The sequence below is a fragment of the Planotetraspora silvatica genome (assembly GCF_016863315.1).
Classification (GTDB): domain Bacteria; phylum Actinomycetota; class Actinomycetes; order Streptosporangiales; family Streptosporangiaceae; genus Planotetraspora; species Planotetraspora silvatica.
This window is the reverse complement of record NZ_BOOQ01000023.1, coordinates 1-15,059: the sequence shown is the minus strand read 5'-3', so window position 1 is coordinate 15,059 and position 15,059 is coordinate 1. Positions and strand designations below refer to the sequence as shown.

The following is a 15,059-nucleotide window of genomic DNA, read 5'->3' as shown; positions in this document are numbered from 1 at the left end:
ATACTCTGCGGGACCGTGGAACTAGACGCTCTGGAAAAACGCATCGCCGGGCTTCGCTCGGAGATACGGGCCGCCAAGGCGGCCGGGGATCACGCGACCGTCCGGTCGTTGCGTGCCGAGCTCCGCAAGACCGAGCGGGCCTGGGACGACGCGCTGGAGCCCGAGCCTGAGCCGGCCAAGGCCCCGCTGCTCCCCGTACGCGAGCAGGTCCATCAGGCGCTCACACTGCTCGGCGTGCCGACGGCCGCCAAAATGATCGTGACGGTCAACGAGGCGTTCTTCGCCGGTCACATCACCACCAGCCAGCTGACCAGCCTGCGCAGGGACGAGGAGAAGTCCTTCCGCACCTCGCCGTATGCCCGGCCGTACTATCTGTGCGCCGCGCTGACCTCCGAGTTGCTGTCCCCGGCACGGGGGCTGCTGGCCGTCAGCACGTGGCCCCTGCCGAGCCGCATCATCGGGCCGCTCAGCCCTCGTGCGGACTTCCTGACCTCGGCCACCCGCATCGCGGAGCACATCATGCGGCTCACCGGTGCGGGCGAGGACGCCTCACCGTCGGCCTACCGCCTGCTGACCCGGATGGCACAGAACATCCCGGGAGCCGTGGACGGCTTCGACCAGGCCGATCCCGCCCAAGTGATCGCCGCCGCGGGCGCCGAACTCGCCGTCCACGAGGAGAGCGACACCGACGAGCGCGGCGAGGCCGCCCGACGCGCCGAACAACAGCTCAACGAGGTCACCCGGCTGTTCGGCGCGGGACTGAAGACAGCGAGGACCGCGTGACCCGTCTCGACACGCTCCGCGGTCCCGCCGCGCCCCTCGACCACAACGCCCGCACCATCGCCGCCCTCGCCGTCAACCCCGGCTGCGACCGGCGTGCCCTCCTGGACGCCGCGGGGATCGACAAGCAGAGAACGGCGACCCACCTCGGCTACCCCGCTCCATTCGGGCAGTCTCCGTTCGCCATCACCCGGGCCGCGTCCTTCGACGCCCTGGTCAAGGCGAACGGGTGCGCCCACCTGCTGCGTCTGCTGCGCGACACGCTCGACCTGTCGATCTCCGAAGCGTCCTACTCCGACATCTCCGACGTGGGCGGCAGCGACAACCATCAGGTACGGCACACCCGCACGCGCGCGCTGCTCAAGCGTGCCGCCTCCGACGGCGAGGGAGCCGGCACCCTCTTCGACCACCCGCTGCTGAAACTCGGTGTCGCGGGCCATCAGGTCTACCTCGAGCCGGCCATCATCGCCTTCCAGATCGAAGGCCGCTTCCACGTCGTGGAGATCAAATCCTTCGCCGTCATCGACGACCAGGCCGACGCCGGACAGGTCGCGGCGGCGGCCCGCCAATCCGCGGTCTACGTGTACGCGCTGCGTGCGTTGTTCGCGTCCGAGGGCCTCGATCCCGACCGCGTCTCCCACGATGTCGTGCTGGTCTGCCCCAAGGACTTCGCCAACCATCCGACCGCGACGCTGCTCGACGTCCGCCAGCAACTGGCCGCGCTCGACCGGCAGCTGTCCCGCCTGACCCGCATCGACCGGATCCTCGACGAACTGCCCGTCGGGATCACCTTCGACATCGAGGCGCAGTCCCCGGACGAGGCCGCCAAGGCGGTCAGCACCGTCGACGCGCGGTTCGCGCCCGAATGTCTCTCCAGTTGCGAGATGGCGCTGTTCTGCCGTGCCGAGGCTCGGGACAGCGGGTCGACGGACATGCTGGGGCGGACCGCACGGGACGAGTTGGGCGGCGTCGAGTCCATCCCCACCGCGCTCGGTCTCGCCGACGACAGTCGGCTGCCCTCTCCCGAGCAGACCGAGATCGCCGAACAGTTGCGGTACGTCCGGCGGATCTACATCGAGGCCGTCGCATGAGCGTCATCAGCTCCTACGCGCGCGCGTTAGCCGTACAAACCGGACGGGCTCAGCCCGTCGCGACCGTCCGGCACGTGCATCTGTCGGCCACACCCATGGTGTTCATTCCGTTGAAGCTCGCCGGTGAGGCCGCGGCGCCGCTGGCGGCGCTGGTCGGCACGGACCCGGCGAACCCGCGGCTCCTGGTCGTCCCCCAACCTCGCAACCGCGACCTGCGCTTCGCCTTCATGGCCGAACTCGCCGACGTCATGCTGCCCTACATCGAAGGCTTCGCCGCGGTCACCGAGACCGTCGAGGCGAAGACTCCGTACGAACGGTCCTCCGACGCCCCGCAACTTCTGGTGCCCAACCGCGGCGGGGTCGCCTTCACCAAACTGCTCGGCCGCTCCACCCGCTTCCGTCGCGCCGACGGCCCCTACCCGGTGCACCCTTCCGTACCGGTCCTCGGCCAATGGCTGACCTTCCTCGCCGAACGAGCCGAATACGCGGGATCGTCGGCGTTGGTCGCCCTGACCGAGGCACTCGCCCTCCACTGGGCCACCGGGCAGAGCCCGATGGAGGACGCCAACCTCGCCACACAGCTCGCCTGGATCGCTCCACCTGAAGGGCAGAACGGCCCAGAGGCGGCCCTGGCGGCGGAAGACCCACTCACCTCACCGCCCGCCGGACCTGAGACACATCCCGACTTCGACGGTCAGGTCCTGGACCACGCGATCCGCGCCTACGAGAGCTCGGGCTCCCCGGCTCAGGTCCGCGAAGCTCTACGCACCCAGCTGGAACCGACCTGGGCGCTGATGTGGCAGGCCGTCCGACTGCTCCGCGGACTTCCCGAAGCGGCGACCGTCGACGCCCGGTGGGCCAAGGATCGTGATCAGTTCACCCGTGAGACCGCTCGCCTCGCCGACGGCGGCTTCCCCCGTGGACGCGTCGACGGCGCCGTCAGCGCGGCCATCCGCCTGGCCGACCTGGAATCGGCCCTGCAGACCTATGAAGCGCAGCGGGCCTTCGACGACCCGCTCGTCATGACCGAGCACCGCGTGGCCGGAAAGGCCTTCTCCGGCGAGGTCGTCGCCGTGGACGCGACCAGGCGGATCGTCCCTCCCGGCAAGACGCGGCCCGCCCCTCGCCCGCTCGTCACGATCCGCACCAGCGATCCCGTACGGCTCTCGCCCGGCAAGAGGCTCTTCTCCAGCCGTAATCGCAAGCAGAAGACCGAGATCGTCAGCATCGCCGGCGACCTCGTCGTCATCCAGATCAACGACCAGATGGGGCGTGGTTCCACCCCGGCCCCCGGCAGCGTTCCCGAGGTCGGCGAGATCGTCTGCTACGCCGAACTCGACCCCGGCGGCGGACAACGCCCACGCCTGCCCAGCGGAGAAGACACCCCCTGGACCCACGGCGGGCCTCCGGCCCCCTATGTCCCCACAGACGAAGACGCCCAGGAGGCCTGGTCTTGATCACACTGACTCCTGAGCAGGCGGCCGCCGAGGCCACCGAAGCCATCCTGGCCGACTTCACCGGCGGCCCGCACCGGGGCGTCATCGTGGACTCCCCGCCCGGAGCGGGCAAGACGACCCTGGTCGTCACCGCGGCCATGACGCTCGCAGGCTCGGGTGAACGGCTCATGATCGTGGCGCAGACCAACGAGCAGGTCGACGACCTGACGGACAAACTCGCCGCCAAAGCCCCCACGCTCTCCATCGGCCGCCTGCACAGCGACGGATTCTCCGTCCCGTCCCGCGTGACGCGACACCCCGGCGTCACAGCCTCCAACAAGATCGACCAGGTCGAAGCCTGCGCGGTCGTGGTCGCCACAGCCGACAAGTGGGCCTACGTGTCCGGCCACACCTGGACGTGGGCGATCGTCGACGAGGCCTACCAGATGCGCTCCGACAAGCTGCTGGCCATCGCCGCCCTGTTCGACCGGGCCCTGTTCGTCGGCGACCCCGGACAGCTCGACCCCTTCTCCGTCGTGGACACCGAACGCTGGGCCGGCCTCGCCTGGGACCCGATGCAGAGCGCGGTCGCCGTCATCGGGCGTCTCAACAACCTGCCCGTACACCGGCTGCCCGTCTCCTGGCGGCTGCCCGCGAGTGCGGCCCCGCTCGTCTCCGAGGCGTTCTATCCCTTCGCGCCGTTCCGATCCGGTACGGCAGCAGCCGACCGCGAACTTCAGCTCACCACCGCCGGATTCCCCGTTGCCTGGGACCGCACGCTCAACGAGGCCGCCGCCACCGGGTGGGCGCTCCACGAACTGCCCAATCGGCACACGATCCGCACCGACGCCGACGCCGTGCAGGCCTGCGCCGGTCTGGCCGTCCGCCTGCTCCAACGGGGAGCCGTCGCCCACGACGAGAACGGCTCCCATGATGTGGGCCCCGATCGCATCGCCATCGGCTGCGCCCACAACGACCAGGTCGCCGCCATCCGCGCCGCCGGTGTGCCGGCCGGGATCACCGTCGACACCGCCAACCGGCTCCAGGGCCGCGAATACGACGTCACGATCGTCCTGCACCCGCTGTCCGGACGGCGCGACGCCACCGCGTTCCACCTCGAATCCGGCCGCCTCTGCGTGCTCACCTCACGCCACCGCCATGCCTGCATCGTCGTCGCCCGCGCGGGAATCGCCGAACTGCTCGACAACCAACCGTCCACGGGACGCGTCCAGCTCAACGTGCCCGTCAAATTTCCCGATGGCTGGGAGGCCAACCACGCCGTCCTCGCCCACCTGTCCGACCACCGTGTTCAGGCCTGAGCGGCATCGGCATGACTGACGCCATCCCGAGCGTCCCGCTACACCTTGATCACGTAACAGAACTTTTTAGCCTGCGGTGGCCTTGGCGTAGTGGAAGACCGCTGGTGGAGGCGGGTGGTCCAGGCGCCACACGAAACGGATCGGTTGTTCGTTCTCGTGTCTGACGTAGCGCATCGGCCCGGCGTAAATATAAGCGGGAGCGCCCAGGCCTTCATCGCGTTTGGTTTGGCGAATCATCAGGTGAACAGTGGACTCGCCGGATATGTAGCGACGAGCAGTGGCCGTGCTGGAGCGTAGCCCGCTCTGGGATTCCCACTGAAACAGTTCTTCGGTGATGGCGCGGTCGTGGTACAGCGTCGTTGGGGAAAAGTGGTCCTCCGACTTGTCGATGGTCACGAAGAACAGGTCGGCCTTATGTTCTTCTACGTACTTCACGCCTTCGCGCATATGGGCAGGCTTGTCGACGCCGAACGCCGCAAGCGCCTCGTTCTTGGTATAGCGGGCGTGGACGTGGAGGGGCACCAGGTCGTCAACTGGTGGAGCCACACGATGGATCCCAGAGTGCAGCACGCCGGCTAGGGCCTTCAGTTCGGCACCACGTGCGCCGTGCAACTGCTGCAGCCGCGACTCCATCTCGGCGAAGGAGGCGGTGCCGCCCCACACCGCAGCGTCCAGCATGGCAAGCAGTCGCCGTTCGCGTGGTGATTCGGGCAGATGACCGTCCAGCACCTTGAGCATGTAGCTCAGCCGTTCAACGTCGTCGATGTGCAGCATGCGTCCGAAGGCCCGTCCCAGTTGCTTGTCGATCCGCTGATCAGACGCCTCGCCCTCCAGGCCGGCGCTTCGGCGCAGTGCGGTCCAGCCTTCGCGACGCCGGTAGAGGTCCTCCAAGTCGAGGCCGGTCTCTTCCAAGAACTGCGGCAGAGCCAGATCTCCCAGCTCGCGCAGTTCGCGGGCCAGGTCCTTCCAGTTGAGGCTGAGTGCCTGCCGTACGTTGTCCAGCACCAGTCGGCGCACGTCGCGGTCGAGATCGATGACGCAGCCGGCCGGCAAGGTGGGGAAGCCCTCGTCGACCTCGCGGGCGATGCCGGTGCGGCTGGCGCCGGTCAGGGCGCGATACTTGCGGTCGAAGCGGAACTGCTTGTGCTGGTGACCGACGAAGTCCAGCACAGTCAGGCATGGCTTGTCGTCTGCAAGACGCAGGCCACGACCAAGCTGCTGAAGGAAGATCGTGGCGCTGTCAGTGGGACGCAGGAACAGGACAGTGTCGATCTCTGGGACGTCGACACCCTCGTTGAACAAGTCGACAGTGAAGATCGTATTGATCTTCCGGGCTCGCAGGTCCTTCAAAGCCTGCGAGCGCTCAGCGGGCGGGCTGCTCGCCGTGATCGCAATCGAGGGGATCCCGGCACGAGTGAATCGGTCGGCCATGAATCGAGCGTGCTCAATGCCCACACAGAAGCCGATGGCGCGCATACCGCCGACATCGCCGATCTTGCGGTTGAGAGTCTCCAACACGACAGCGACGCGACGGTCATTGCCGGTGTAGACACCCGAGAGCTGGTTCACGTCATAGCCCTGACCGCGTCGCCAGCCGACCTCTTGCAGGTCCACCCCGTCGTGGACGCCGAAATACTGGAATGGAGCGAGCAGGCCTCGTTCGAGGGCCTCCCACAGACGCAGTTCGGCCGCGATGCGGCCACCGAACCAATGCTTGATGTCCTGTCCATCCGCCCGTTCAGGGGTGGCGGTCAGTCCGAGGAGGACCTTCGGCCTCACCTCCGACAACAGCCGCCGGTACGTCGAAGCTTCGGCATGGTGGAACTCGTCCACGATGACCATGTCGAATGCCTCGGGCGATGGAAGCGGCCGCGTGTGAAGTGACTGGATCGAGGCGAACACATGCCGCCACCGCTCAGGCCGGGCACCACCGACGAACAGCTCACCGAACGTCTCATCGCGCAGAACCTGGCGGAAAGTCATGAGGCTCTGCCGCAGAATCTCCTCCCTGTGCGCGACGAACAACAGTGATTCGGCCTCCCCGGCACTACGCAGTCGCCGGTAGTCCAGGCCGGCGACCACCGTCTTTCCGGTACCGGTCGCCATGACCACCAGATTGCTCCACCGGTCGTGTACCTGCCGCTCAGCCGCGAGCTCATCCAAGATTTCGCGCTGGTATGAGTAGGGCCGTACATCGACATGAGCGAAGTCGATGACGATGTCCGATGAACCGCCCCGCTCATTCGCCAGCGCTAGGTCCAGCCGCTCCGCGTCCCGTGCTGAGTCGTACGACTCGAAAGCCGGATCGCTCCAATAATCGTCGAAGGTCGCCGCGAAGGTGTCGATCAGGTGCGGTTGCTCAGCCTCGGCGAGCCGGACGTTCCATTCAAGGCCGTGGCTGAGTGCGGTCTTGGAGAGGTTGGAGGAGCCCACATACGCGGTGGACAGCTTCGATGCGCGATGGAAGAGCCATGCCTTGGCGTGCAGGCGGGTCGTCCGGGTGTCATAGGAGACCTTGATCTCTGCGCCCATCGCGGCGAGCCGGTCCAACGCCAAACGATCGGTGGCACCGATATACGTCGTGGTGATGACTCGCAGTTTCCCACCACGGGCGATGAACTCCTCGATGGCCTCGGCCAGCACCCGTACGCCGTTCCACTTCACGAACGCACACAGCAGATCCACATGATCGGCAGAGGCCAGCTCGCGCTTGAGTTCGTGGCCGATCTCCGGTTGCCCGCGGCCGGCGACGAGCAACGCGCTACTGGTCAACGGGATCACCGGGCGCGGCGGGAACCTCACCAGCCCTGCCGCATCTCGGCCTCGGGCGACGCCCAGCAACTCCTGCGCCGCCTCCACCAGCTCATCCGGCGCCGCGGCGTCAGGAACCAGACTCCCGACCAACTCGGCGACCTTGTTGGCGATCTCGACCTGTTGCGCCAGCTGCGCCGCATCCGTCTCGCCTCGAACGGCGCGTAACGCACGTCTGGTCAGCGCGGCAAGGTGCCGGGCCAACGCCTCATGCGCATCCGCCGGATCGAGGGAACGCCGGTCGATCAGGCCATCGTCGGGCAATGCCCGAATCAACGCGCCGAGTTCACGAGTGACCAGGTGCTCATAGACGCCAGGCTGAAGATCGCTCACAGGCCGGCACTATAGGACCCTGCGGCGACAATTCCCGCGAATTTCTAGCATCTGTTCGAGCAGGCGCGCATCAAGCAAGATCGCGGATATTGATAAATCCCGCTAGAGCATCAAATCTGTTCACTTGGGGCATGGCGACCGCCCGCTCGCGGCTGCGGCCACAGGCGACGCCGTACAGATGATCCGTGACGGAGGCCGACGGGTCGGTGCGGTGCTCGCCGGCCTCGTGAGCTTCTTCAACCCAGGGCTCGTGATCATCGCTGGTGGCCTGGCCGGGCTCGATCACACTTCGCTCGGGGGGATCCGCAGCGTCGTCTACCAGCAGTCACTGCCACTTGTGACGGAACCTGCCCATCTCCACGTCCGAGCTGAGTGGAACCGCAGGAGTCGTCGGAGCCGCGGGCCTGATCAGCGACCACCGGTTCTCCGCGTCCGTCTGGCACCACCGTACCCACGCATCGACCAGCTGGAAGATCAAATACGGGACGCACAGGTGGACGTCGACATCAGGCCGACACTTTGTCCTCGATCGATCCAAAGTTCCAGCAATATGGACAGAACTTGTTCCAATTGCGCGAAAAGTGACGTAACTTCCAGGTCAAGATCTTCACACAGGACCAGTAAGAGCGGTGTGAGTCGACGGCGAGCCGGCTGCGGCGGCCGTCGGAACAGCCGCTGCACGAGCCCGGTCCGACGCCGGAAAGGAGCAATGGCGGCTCGGCCGAGTCATCGGGGGATCAAGAGATTCGTCCACCCAATGGAGTCGAAAGACGATGACTGCACACGAAGAAGAGTTCCAGTCCGGTGCGCTGCACCGCAGGTTAGGCCTCAACCGGCGTCAATTCCTCGCAGCCACCACAGGACTCACAGCGGCGGCGACCGTGGCGGGCGTCGGTCCGCTCGCGTCGGCGGCCCAGGCCGCCTCCGGTCACGACCACGGTCACGGTCACGACCACGGCCCCAAGGGCGCGCTGGTGGCGCCGAGCAAGCGCGGCATCATCCTCTACACCGTCCGCGACGCGATTTCGCGGGACCCTCTGTCAACCACCCTGGCGTCCGGTTTCCGGCCAGTGCTCGAGGAACTTTCCCGGATCGGCTACAGGCAGGTGGAGTTCGCCGGCTACGGCCAGCACGCGAACAGCGAGGGCGGCGCCAACCTGGAGACCGTCGAGGGCGCCCGGCTGCTGCGCCGTTGGCTCGACGACAACGGTCTCGAGGCCGAGGGCAACCACGGCTTCATTCCTGGTTCGTGGCCGTTCACCCAGCCCGACCTCGACCGGTTCAAGCAGCACCTGGAGATCGCCAACATCCTCGGCTTCGGTCACGTGGGCACCGGCAACGACCCGACCGGCAGCGCCTACAAGGCCGACTGGGACGTGGCGGCCGACAAGTGGAACGCGCTCGGCAGGATCGCCTCGGCGGCCGGGCTCAAGCTGTACACGCACAACCACGACGTCGCCTACAGCTTCCTTCTCGACGAGGGTCCGCTCGACGAGCAGGGCCGGCCCACCCGGTCGTCCGGCACGCGCCGGCTGGAGTACTTCCTGAAGATCACCGACCCCAGGCATGTCTGGCTGGAGATGGACATCTTCTGGGCGCATGTGGCCCAGTTCAAGTACCGCACCTTCACCGCGCCGGACGGCTCGACGCGGACCGACGTCTTCAACCCGCTCCGCGTCGTGCAGAAGCAGACCAAGCGGTTCCCTCTTTTCCACGCCAAGGACGGGAAGTCCAACCCGACGACCGGCAACGGCTACGACATGGTGCCGTTCGGCACCGGCGACATCGACTACGCCACCTTCTTCTCCCAGATGGGGGCGAGGGGCTACCACAACCCGATGTACGAGCAGGACAACGCGCCCGGAGGCACGGCCAACCCGAACCAGTCGCTCGAGTTCTCCGAGGTGAGCTACGACAACCTGGCCGCGCTGCGCGCCCCCAGGCACTGAGCCCACGAAACGCCCAGGCCCCTCCGAAACGGCTGACGAGCAGCACACGAGCGGCTGAGAAAGCCCCCTGAGGATTCCAGCGGACCGCCACGTTCTCCTACCGGTACACCGGTACGCGTGGCGGTCCGCCTCTCTGCCACCTCTCGGAACAAGAGGTGCAGTAAGTGAGCGTACGCGCATGATGCTCGACGTCCTCGTGGCATGTATGCCGAATCGGGACTCGAGGTAAGAACACCGGCCCCCCGCGCATTACCTGGTGACACCGAACCTTCCCTACGAAGGAGCAGGAGCAGTGACAGAACCAGATGCGGGCGCCCGGTTCACCGAGATGTACGCGGCACACCACGAGCAGGTGTACGCGTACGCGGTGAGCCGGGCGGGCCGGCAGCTCGCTGACGACGTGGTCAGCGAAACCTTTCTCGTCGCGTGGCGGCGACTGTCCGCGGTCCCCGAGACACCGTTGCCGTGGCTGCTCGTGACGGCCAGGAACGTGGTGCACGGACGGTACCGGGACGAGGTGCGCCAGGCATCCTTGGCGGCCGAGTTGCGCGCCTGGGTCGACGAAGCGGACGTGGATGTGGCCGACGGAGTGGCCGAACGCTCCGCCGTCCTCGCCGCTCTGGCCAGGTTGAGCGAAAACGACCGCGAACTGCTGACGCTGGTGGCGTGGCAGGGCCTGTCCAACCGGGAGGCCGCGCACGTGGTCGGCTGCTCGGTCGCCACGTTCTTCGTCCGCCTGCACCGAGCTCGAAAACGCCTGGAAGAGGCCATGGGAGAAGCACCGTCCACATTCGATCTGAAGGAGTTCAGCAGATGAGCCGGCATCGCGACGTGGTGCGGTTGTTGTCCGAGGCCCGGCCGGCGCAGCTCGACCGCGGCCCGTCGATCGACCTGGCCACGATCACCGCCTTCCCGCAGGACGCCCCCGCCCGTAAGACGAACACGCGCCGGCTGGTGCTGGCCGCCGGACTCGTCCCCACGGCGGCGGCCGCCGCGGCCGTGACCGTGATGATCGCCCAGAATCCGGCCACCCCGGCGCCTCGGCCCACTGTCTCGCAGCGGCCCGCCTCGACGGACAAGCCCGCGACGGCGCAGCAGTTCCTGCTGGTCGCCGCCGAGCAGGTCGCCGCCGGCGAGGCCACCACCGGTCGCTACTGGACCGTCACGACCGAGCATGGGGAAACCCGCCAGGTCGGCCCGAAGGCCGGGCCGTATGACATCGTCCTCAAGATGACCGCGGAGAGGTGGACGGCGTCCAGCCCGAAGGACAAGAGCTGGGAGTTCTACCAGAGCCTCGGCGCCGCGCCGGCCACCACCGCCGACAAGGAGGCATGGGAGCGGGACGGGTCGCCGGCCCAGTGGACCGAGCCGGCGCCGAAGGGCATGAAACCGGTCGTCATCGCGGCGGCGGGCGGACCCCGCCGGCTCAGGACTCCGGGTGGCATGGGCCCCAGGGACTACCTTCTGGGCGGACAGCCGATCTCCCCGGCCGCGTTGTCCGCCCTCCCGGACGACCCGGCGGCCCTGAAGGCCTACTTGGTGAACAGGCACAAGGACACCGGCGGCCTCGAAGGCAGGAACGACTACCTGTTCAACAGCGCCGACGCGCTCGTGCTCGAGCTACCGGTGACGCCGGGGGTGCGTGCGGCGGCGTACAAGCTGATCGCGGGTCTGAAAGGCATCACCACGTTGGATACGGTCACCGACCAGCATGGCCGTAAAGGTGTGGCCGTGGCGTACACCCGGCGCGGAGACGCGGGCACCCGCAGCCAGACCCGGCTGATCATCGACCCGCGGACCGGGCACGCGCTCGCCGAAGAGTCCTGGTACCTCGGGGCTCGGGACAAGCTCATGAGCTACTCCCTCCTCGTCAGCGCCGCCTGGAGCGACGACGCGCCCCCGGCGAAGTAGGCGTGCACAATCGAGAGCCGCTCACGAGGTCTTCACCTCTGAGCGGCTCTCGCCGTACGGGCCGGGTCACGCCTGGGAGCTGGTTGAAGTAGCCGCCTGCCGACGGAGCCGGCGGACTCGCGACGGGCCGAAGAAGGGATCTGCGACGTCAGACGGCGAACGGCACTGCCAGGGCGAGGATCGAGGCGCCGAACACCACCGCGTGGCGGACGTTCTGCAGGATCCACGTCCAGGCGGGGAAGCCGTCCTCGGCCGCCTTGAGCAGGGCGCGGACGTCGACGCGGGCCAGCATCGGGTCCCCCTTGCGCCGGAAGGCGGCCTGCACGGACTTCGCGGCGGTGAGGTTGCTGTACAGGATCAGGCAGTTGCCGAGGATCACGATCGTCTGGAAGACCCAGGTCAAGGGTCGGGCCAGGTCGCCGCCGTACAGGTTGAGCCCGGCGAGCGCCGCCATGACCGCGGCGACCGTCACGGGGACCGCCGTCTCATGGCCTCCGGCGTCGAACCTCATCCCGTTCTCGGCCAGGACGGTGGGCCGCACGCCCTGACGCTCCAGCTCCGCCTCCGCGCTCGCCGTCGCGGCGGCTCCGTAACGGTGGCGGCCGATCGGGATGCTCAGGAAGGCCGCGGCGACCAGTAGCTGCATGACGGCGACGAAAACGTTCACGGGAGGTCTCCTTTCATCGGCGCCCTCCGGCGCCCCATTCACTTGCACTAAGTTCAAGTGAAGCGTAAACCTACTCTTGAACTAAGTGCAAGAGCTGTCTTGAACTTCGTGCAAGTCGCCGCCCGAGCCCTATGCCCGACAGGCACCCGCGTGTGCACGGCCCTTGACACGGACGGAGCCACGCACGTATAAAACCATCTAGTTATAGAACTGGAAGGTAATCAGCGTGGCTTCCGACACTCTCGACGCGACGTTCGCCGCACTGGCCGACCCGACCAGACGGGCGATCCTGGCCCGGCTGGCTCAAGGCGAGGCCACGGTGATGGAGTTGGCCGCGCCGTTCGCGATGAGCCAGCCGGGCGTTTCCAAGCACCTGCGCGTGCTGGAGCGCGCCGGCTTGATCTCCCGAGGTCGCGACGCCCAGCGGAGGCCGTGCCGGCTGGAGGCCACCCGGCTCAAGACCGCGATGGACTGGCTGGCGGACTACCGCTCCTACTGGGAGGAGAGCTACCAGCGGCTCGACGACCTGCTCGGCGAACTCGAGGCCGGCACGTCCGGCGCCGGCGAGCGGGAGGTCCGGTGATGTCGCGGCCGGAGCCTGACGAGGGCCTGTCCGTGACGACCCCGTCCGACACCGAGCTGGTTCTGACCAGGACGTTCGCCGCGTCCCGCCCGCTCGTGTTCGACGCGTTCACCCGGCCGGAACTGCTCCGGCGATGGCACGGGGCGCGCGGCTGGCATCTCGTCGTCTGCGAGATCGACCTGCGTCCGGGCGGCGCGTGGCGCTTCGTGTCGCGCGGGCCGGACGGCGCCGAGATGGGCCTCAGCGGGGTGTACCACGAGGTCGAACCGCCGTACCGGCTGGTCCACACCGAGTCGCACACCGGCTGGGAAGAGGGTGCGGCACTCGTCACCACCGTCTTCGACGAATCGCACGGCCGGACCACGATGAACACCACCGTGCGCTACTCCTCGCGGGAGATCCGCGACAGCGTGCTCCGTACCCCCATGAAACGCGGCGCGGGCGAGGCCTACGACCGGCTCGCCGAGGTGCTCAGCGAAACGACCCTGAAACGACCCTGAAGGGCGATCACCGATGACCGACTCCCAGCCCGTCGACCTGCATCCCACGCAGACCGAGATTCCGGCCGACGTCGCCGACATCCCGGCCGACCCCACCATGCCGCCCGTACGTCCCGGGATGTTCCTGCTCGAACTCGTCCCGGTCCCCGTCGAGGACATCGACCGGGCCAAGGCCTTCTATGTGGCGCTCGGTTTCCACCCGGACGTGGACGTGCGACCGGCGGACGGGGTGCGGATCGTCCAGCTCACCCCGCCGGGCTCGGCCTGCTCGATCGTCCTGAGCGAGGGCGTCCCGTCCCTCGACATGCCCGTCGGGACACTGCGCGGCCTGCACCTGGTGGTGAGCGACATCGAACAGGCCCGGGCGGCGTTCATCGAGCGCGGCGCGGACATGGGGCCGGTCGAGGACCTGGGCGGTGTCTTCTACGCCGCCTTCGCCGACCCCGACGGCAACACCTGGACCCTCCAGCACATGCCCTGGCGCCTCTGAGCGTCACGGTGCACGACAATTCCCGCCCGCGGAAACCGGCTCACGCCGGCGCACCCGCACGCCGTACGTGATCCAGGAAGCGGCGGGCGGCGGGACTGGCCGCGTGCCCCTTGGGCAGGACGAGGTCGACGCGGCGCTCCAGGCGGACGCCCGCGAGCGGGACGAGCCGGAGCGAACCGGTGGGCCGCGGGTGGAGGGAGAAGTCCAGCCCCTGGGGCACGAGCGCGATGCCCACACCCGCCGCGACGAGATCGAGCACCATCGTCCATTCGTTGACCTCGCACACGATGCGGCGGGTCAGGCCCGCGTCCCGGAAGGCCGAGTCGGTCAGCACCCGGATCGCCCACTCGGGATGGGTCTCCACGAACTGCTCGCCGTCCAGCCGGTCGAGCGTGAGGACCTCGGCCGACGCGAGCGGGTGATCGGGGGCGCAGGCCACCACGAGGGGCTCCGCGACGAGAGGCACGATGTCGAGGCCCTCCGTGTGGTCGGGCACCACGGTGACGAGCGCGCAGTCGAGTTCGCCGGCCGTGACCATCGCGAGCATCCGCAGGGCGGGCAACTGCCGTACGGCGATGTCGACACCGGGATGCGCCCGCGAGAACTCCGCGAGCCACGTGGTGAAGGGCAGCGTGTGCCCGATCGTCTGCAGGGCGCCGATGCGCAGCCGCCCGGAGAGCACTCCGTGGACCTCCTGGACGGCCTGGTGGGCGGCCGCCGCCGCGTCCAGCGTGTGACGCGCGGCGGGCAGCAGTGCCTCCCCTTCGGCCGTCAGCCGGACCGGACGGGTCCCCCGGATGAACAACAACGCGCCGACCTCCTTCTCCAGAGCCCGGACGGAGGACGACAGACCGGACTGCACGATCAGCTCGCGAGCGGCGGCGCGGGTGAAGCTGCGCTCCTCGGCGAGGGCGATGAAGTGGCGCAAGTGGCGGAGCTCCATCGGCCGAGTATCTCAACAGGAGATGGAACTCATCTCCACCAGGTACAGCAGAGCTGGTAAGAGCTCTCGCGCGGAGCTCGTTGTCCCGATGCGGCCGCCGGATTGTCCCGGCCGGGCGATCACCGGATTCAGTTCTGAAAGGCGACAGATGAGCACCACCGCGCGGGTCCCCCGCCCTGCCCCCTCGCCCGCTCGCGAGGCACCCGGCGGGCGCATGCGCGTCTCGCACACCTCCGGGTTCTGGGC

Annotated in this window: 14 protein-coding genes; 10 read left to right on the top strand and 4 right to left on the bottom strand. The window is 68.0% G+C overall.

Going from position 1 to position 15,059, the window contains the following annotated elements; genetic code table 11:
- Nucleotides 1-15 precede the first annotated feature (15 nt).
- Genes Psi02_RS17120 through Psi02_RS17105 form a run of 4 tightly spaced genes read left to right on the top strand, consistent with a single transcriptional unit; the run spans nt 16 to nt 4,626 of the window.
- Nucleotides 16-783: a hypothetical protein gene (locus Psi02_RS17120; RefSeq protein ID WP_203975230.1), complete on the top strand. Its 768-nt coding sequence runs from the start codon at nt 16-18 to the stop codon at nt 781-783.
- Nucleotides 780-1,871: a hypothetical protein gene (locus Psi02_RS17115; RefSeq protein ID WP_203975228.1), complete on the top strand. Its 1,092-nt coding sequence runs from the start codon at nt 780-782 to the stop codon at nt 1,869-1,871. The genes Psi02_RS17120 and Psi02_RS17115 overlap by 4 nt, the downstream gene beginning before the upstream one ends.
- Nucleotides 1,868-3,328, top strand: coding sequence for a hypothetical protein (locus tag Psi02_RS17110; protein ID WP_203975226.1), 1,461 nt, complete (start codon nt 1,868-1,870; stop codon nt 3,326-3,328). Before Psi02_RS17115 ends, Psi02_RS17110 begins: the two co-directional genes overlap by 4 nt.
- Nucleotides 3,325-4,626 carry an AAA family ATPase gene (locus Psi02_RS17105; protein WP_203975224.1) on the top strand — a complete coding sequence of 434 codons (1,302 nt, stop codon included), beginning with the start codon at nt 3,325-3,327 and terminating at the stop codon, nt 4,624-4,626. The genes Psi02_RS17110 and Psi02_RS17105 overlap by 4 nt, the downstream gene beginning before the upstream one ends.
- A gap of 66 nt (nt 4,627-4,692) precedes the next feature.
- On the opposite strand, the gene Psi02_RS17100 is transcribed toward Psi02_RS17105, so the two are convergent.
- Both Psi02_RS17100 and Psi02_RS17095 read right to left on the bottom strand, forming a co-directional pair.
- Complete coding sequence (locus Psi02_RS17100; protein WP_203975222.1) at nt 4,693-7,770, bottom strand: DEAD/DEAH box helicase; 3,078 nt, start codon at nt 7,768-7,770, stop codon at nt 4,693-4,695.
- Between the two features lie 70 nt (nt 7,771-7,840).
- Nucleotides 7,841-8,056 (bottom strand): hypothetical protein, encoded by a 216-nt coding sequence (locus Psi02_RS17095; protein ID WP_203975220.1) that lies wholly within the window; start codon nt 8,054-8,056, stop codon nt 7,841-7,843.
- 487 nt (nt 8,057-8,543) lie between these two features.
- On the opposite strand from Psi02_RS17095, the gene Psi02_RS17090 reads away from it, so the two are divergent.
- The 3 genes from Psi02_RS17090 (at nt 8,544) to Psi02_RS17080 (ending at nt 11,630) form a co-directional block, all read left to right on the top strand.
- The gene (locus Psi02_RS17090; RefSeq protein ID WP_203975218.1) at nt 8,544-9,719 is read left to right on the top strand and encodes a sugar phosphate isomerase/epimerase family protein; all 1,176 of its coding nucleotides are present in this window, start codon (nt 8,544-8,546) and stop codon (nt 9,717-9,719) included.
- Between the two features lie 292 nt (nt 9,720-10,011).
- Nucleotides 10,012-10,536 (top strand): RNA polymerase sigma factor, encoded by a 525-nt coding sequence (locus Psi02_RS17085; protein ID WP_239094952.1) that lies wholly within the window; start codon nt 10,012-10,014, stop codon nt 10,534-10,536.
- Complete coding sequence (locus tag Psi02_RS17080) at nt 10,533-11,630, top strand: CU044_5270 family protein (RefSeq protein ID WP_203975216.1); 1,098 nt, start codon at nt 10,533-10,535, stop codon at nt 11,628-11,630. The genes Psi02_RS17085 and Psi02_RS17080 overlap by 4 nt, the downstream gene beginning before the upstream one ends.
- 148 nt (nt 11,631-11,778) lie before the next feature.
- On the opposite strand, the gene Psi02_RS17075 is transcribed toward Psi02_RS17080, so the two are convergent.
- Nucleotides 11,779-12,297: a hypothetical protein gene (locus Psi02_RS17075; RefSeq protein WP_203975214.1), complete on the bottom strand. Its 519-nt coding sequence runs from the start codon at nt 12,295-12,297 to the stop codon at nt 11,779-11,781.
- Nucleotides 12,298-12,523: 226 nt separating this feature from the next.
- Between Psi02_RS17075 and Psi02_RS17070 the strand changes: the two genes are divergently transcribed.
- From Psi02_RS17070 to Psi02_RS17060, 3 genes are read left to right on the top strand one after another with little or no spacing between them, the layout of a single operon-like run.
- Entirely contained in the window at nt 12,524-12,880 is a 357-nt protein-coding gene (locus tag Psi02_RS17070; RefSeq protein WP_203975212.1) for an ArsR/SmtB family transcription factor, read from the top strand.
- Nucleotides 12,880-13,380, top strand: coding sequence for an SRPBCC family protein (locus Psi02_RS17065; RefSeq protein WP_203975210.1), 501 nt, complete (start codon nt 12,880-12,882; stop codon nt 13,378-13,380). The genes Psi02_RS17070 and Psi02_RS17065 overlap by 1 nt, the downstream gene beginning before the upstream one ends.
- Nucleotides 13,381-13,393: 13 nt before the next feature.
- Nucleotides 13,394-13,870, top strand: a complete 477-nt coding sequence (locus Psi02_RS17060; RefSeq protein WP_239094951.1) for a VOC family protein — start codon at nt 13,394-13,396, stop codon at nt 13,868-13,870.
- A gap of 40 nt (nt 13,871-13,910) precedes the next feature.
- Here the strand turns inward: Psi02_RS17060 and Psi02_RS17055 are convergent, their stop codons facing one another.
- Complete coding sequence (locus Psi02_RS17055; RefSeq protein ID WP_203975208.1) at nt 13,911-14,813, bottom strand: LysR family transcriptional regulator; 903 nt, start codon at nt 14,811-14,813, stop codon at nt 13,911-13,913.
- Nucleotides 14,814-15,059: the final 246 nt, after the last annotated feature.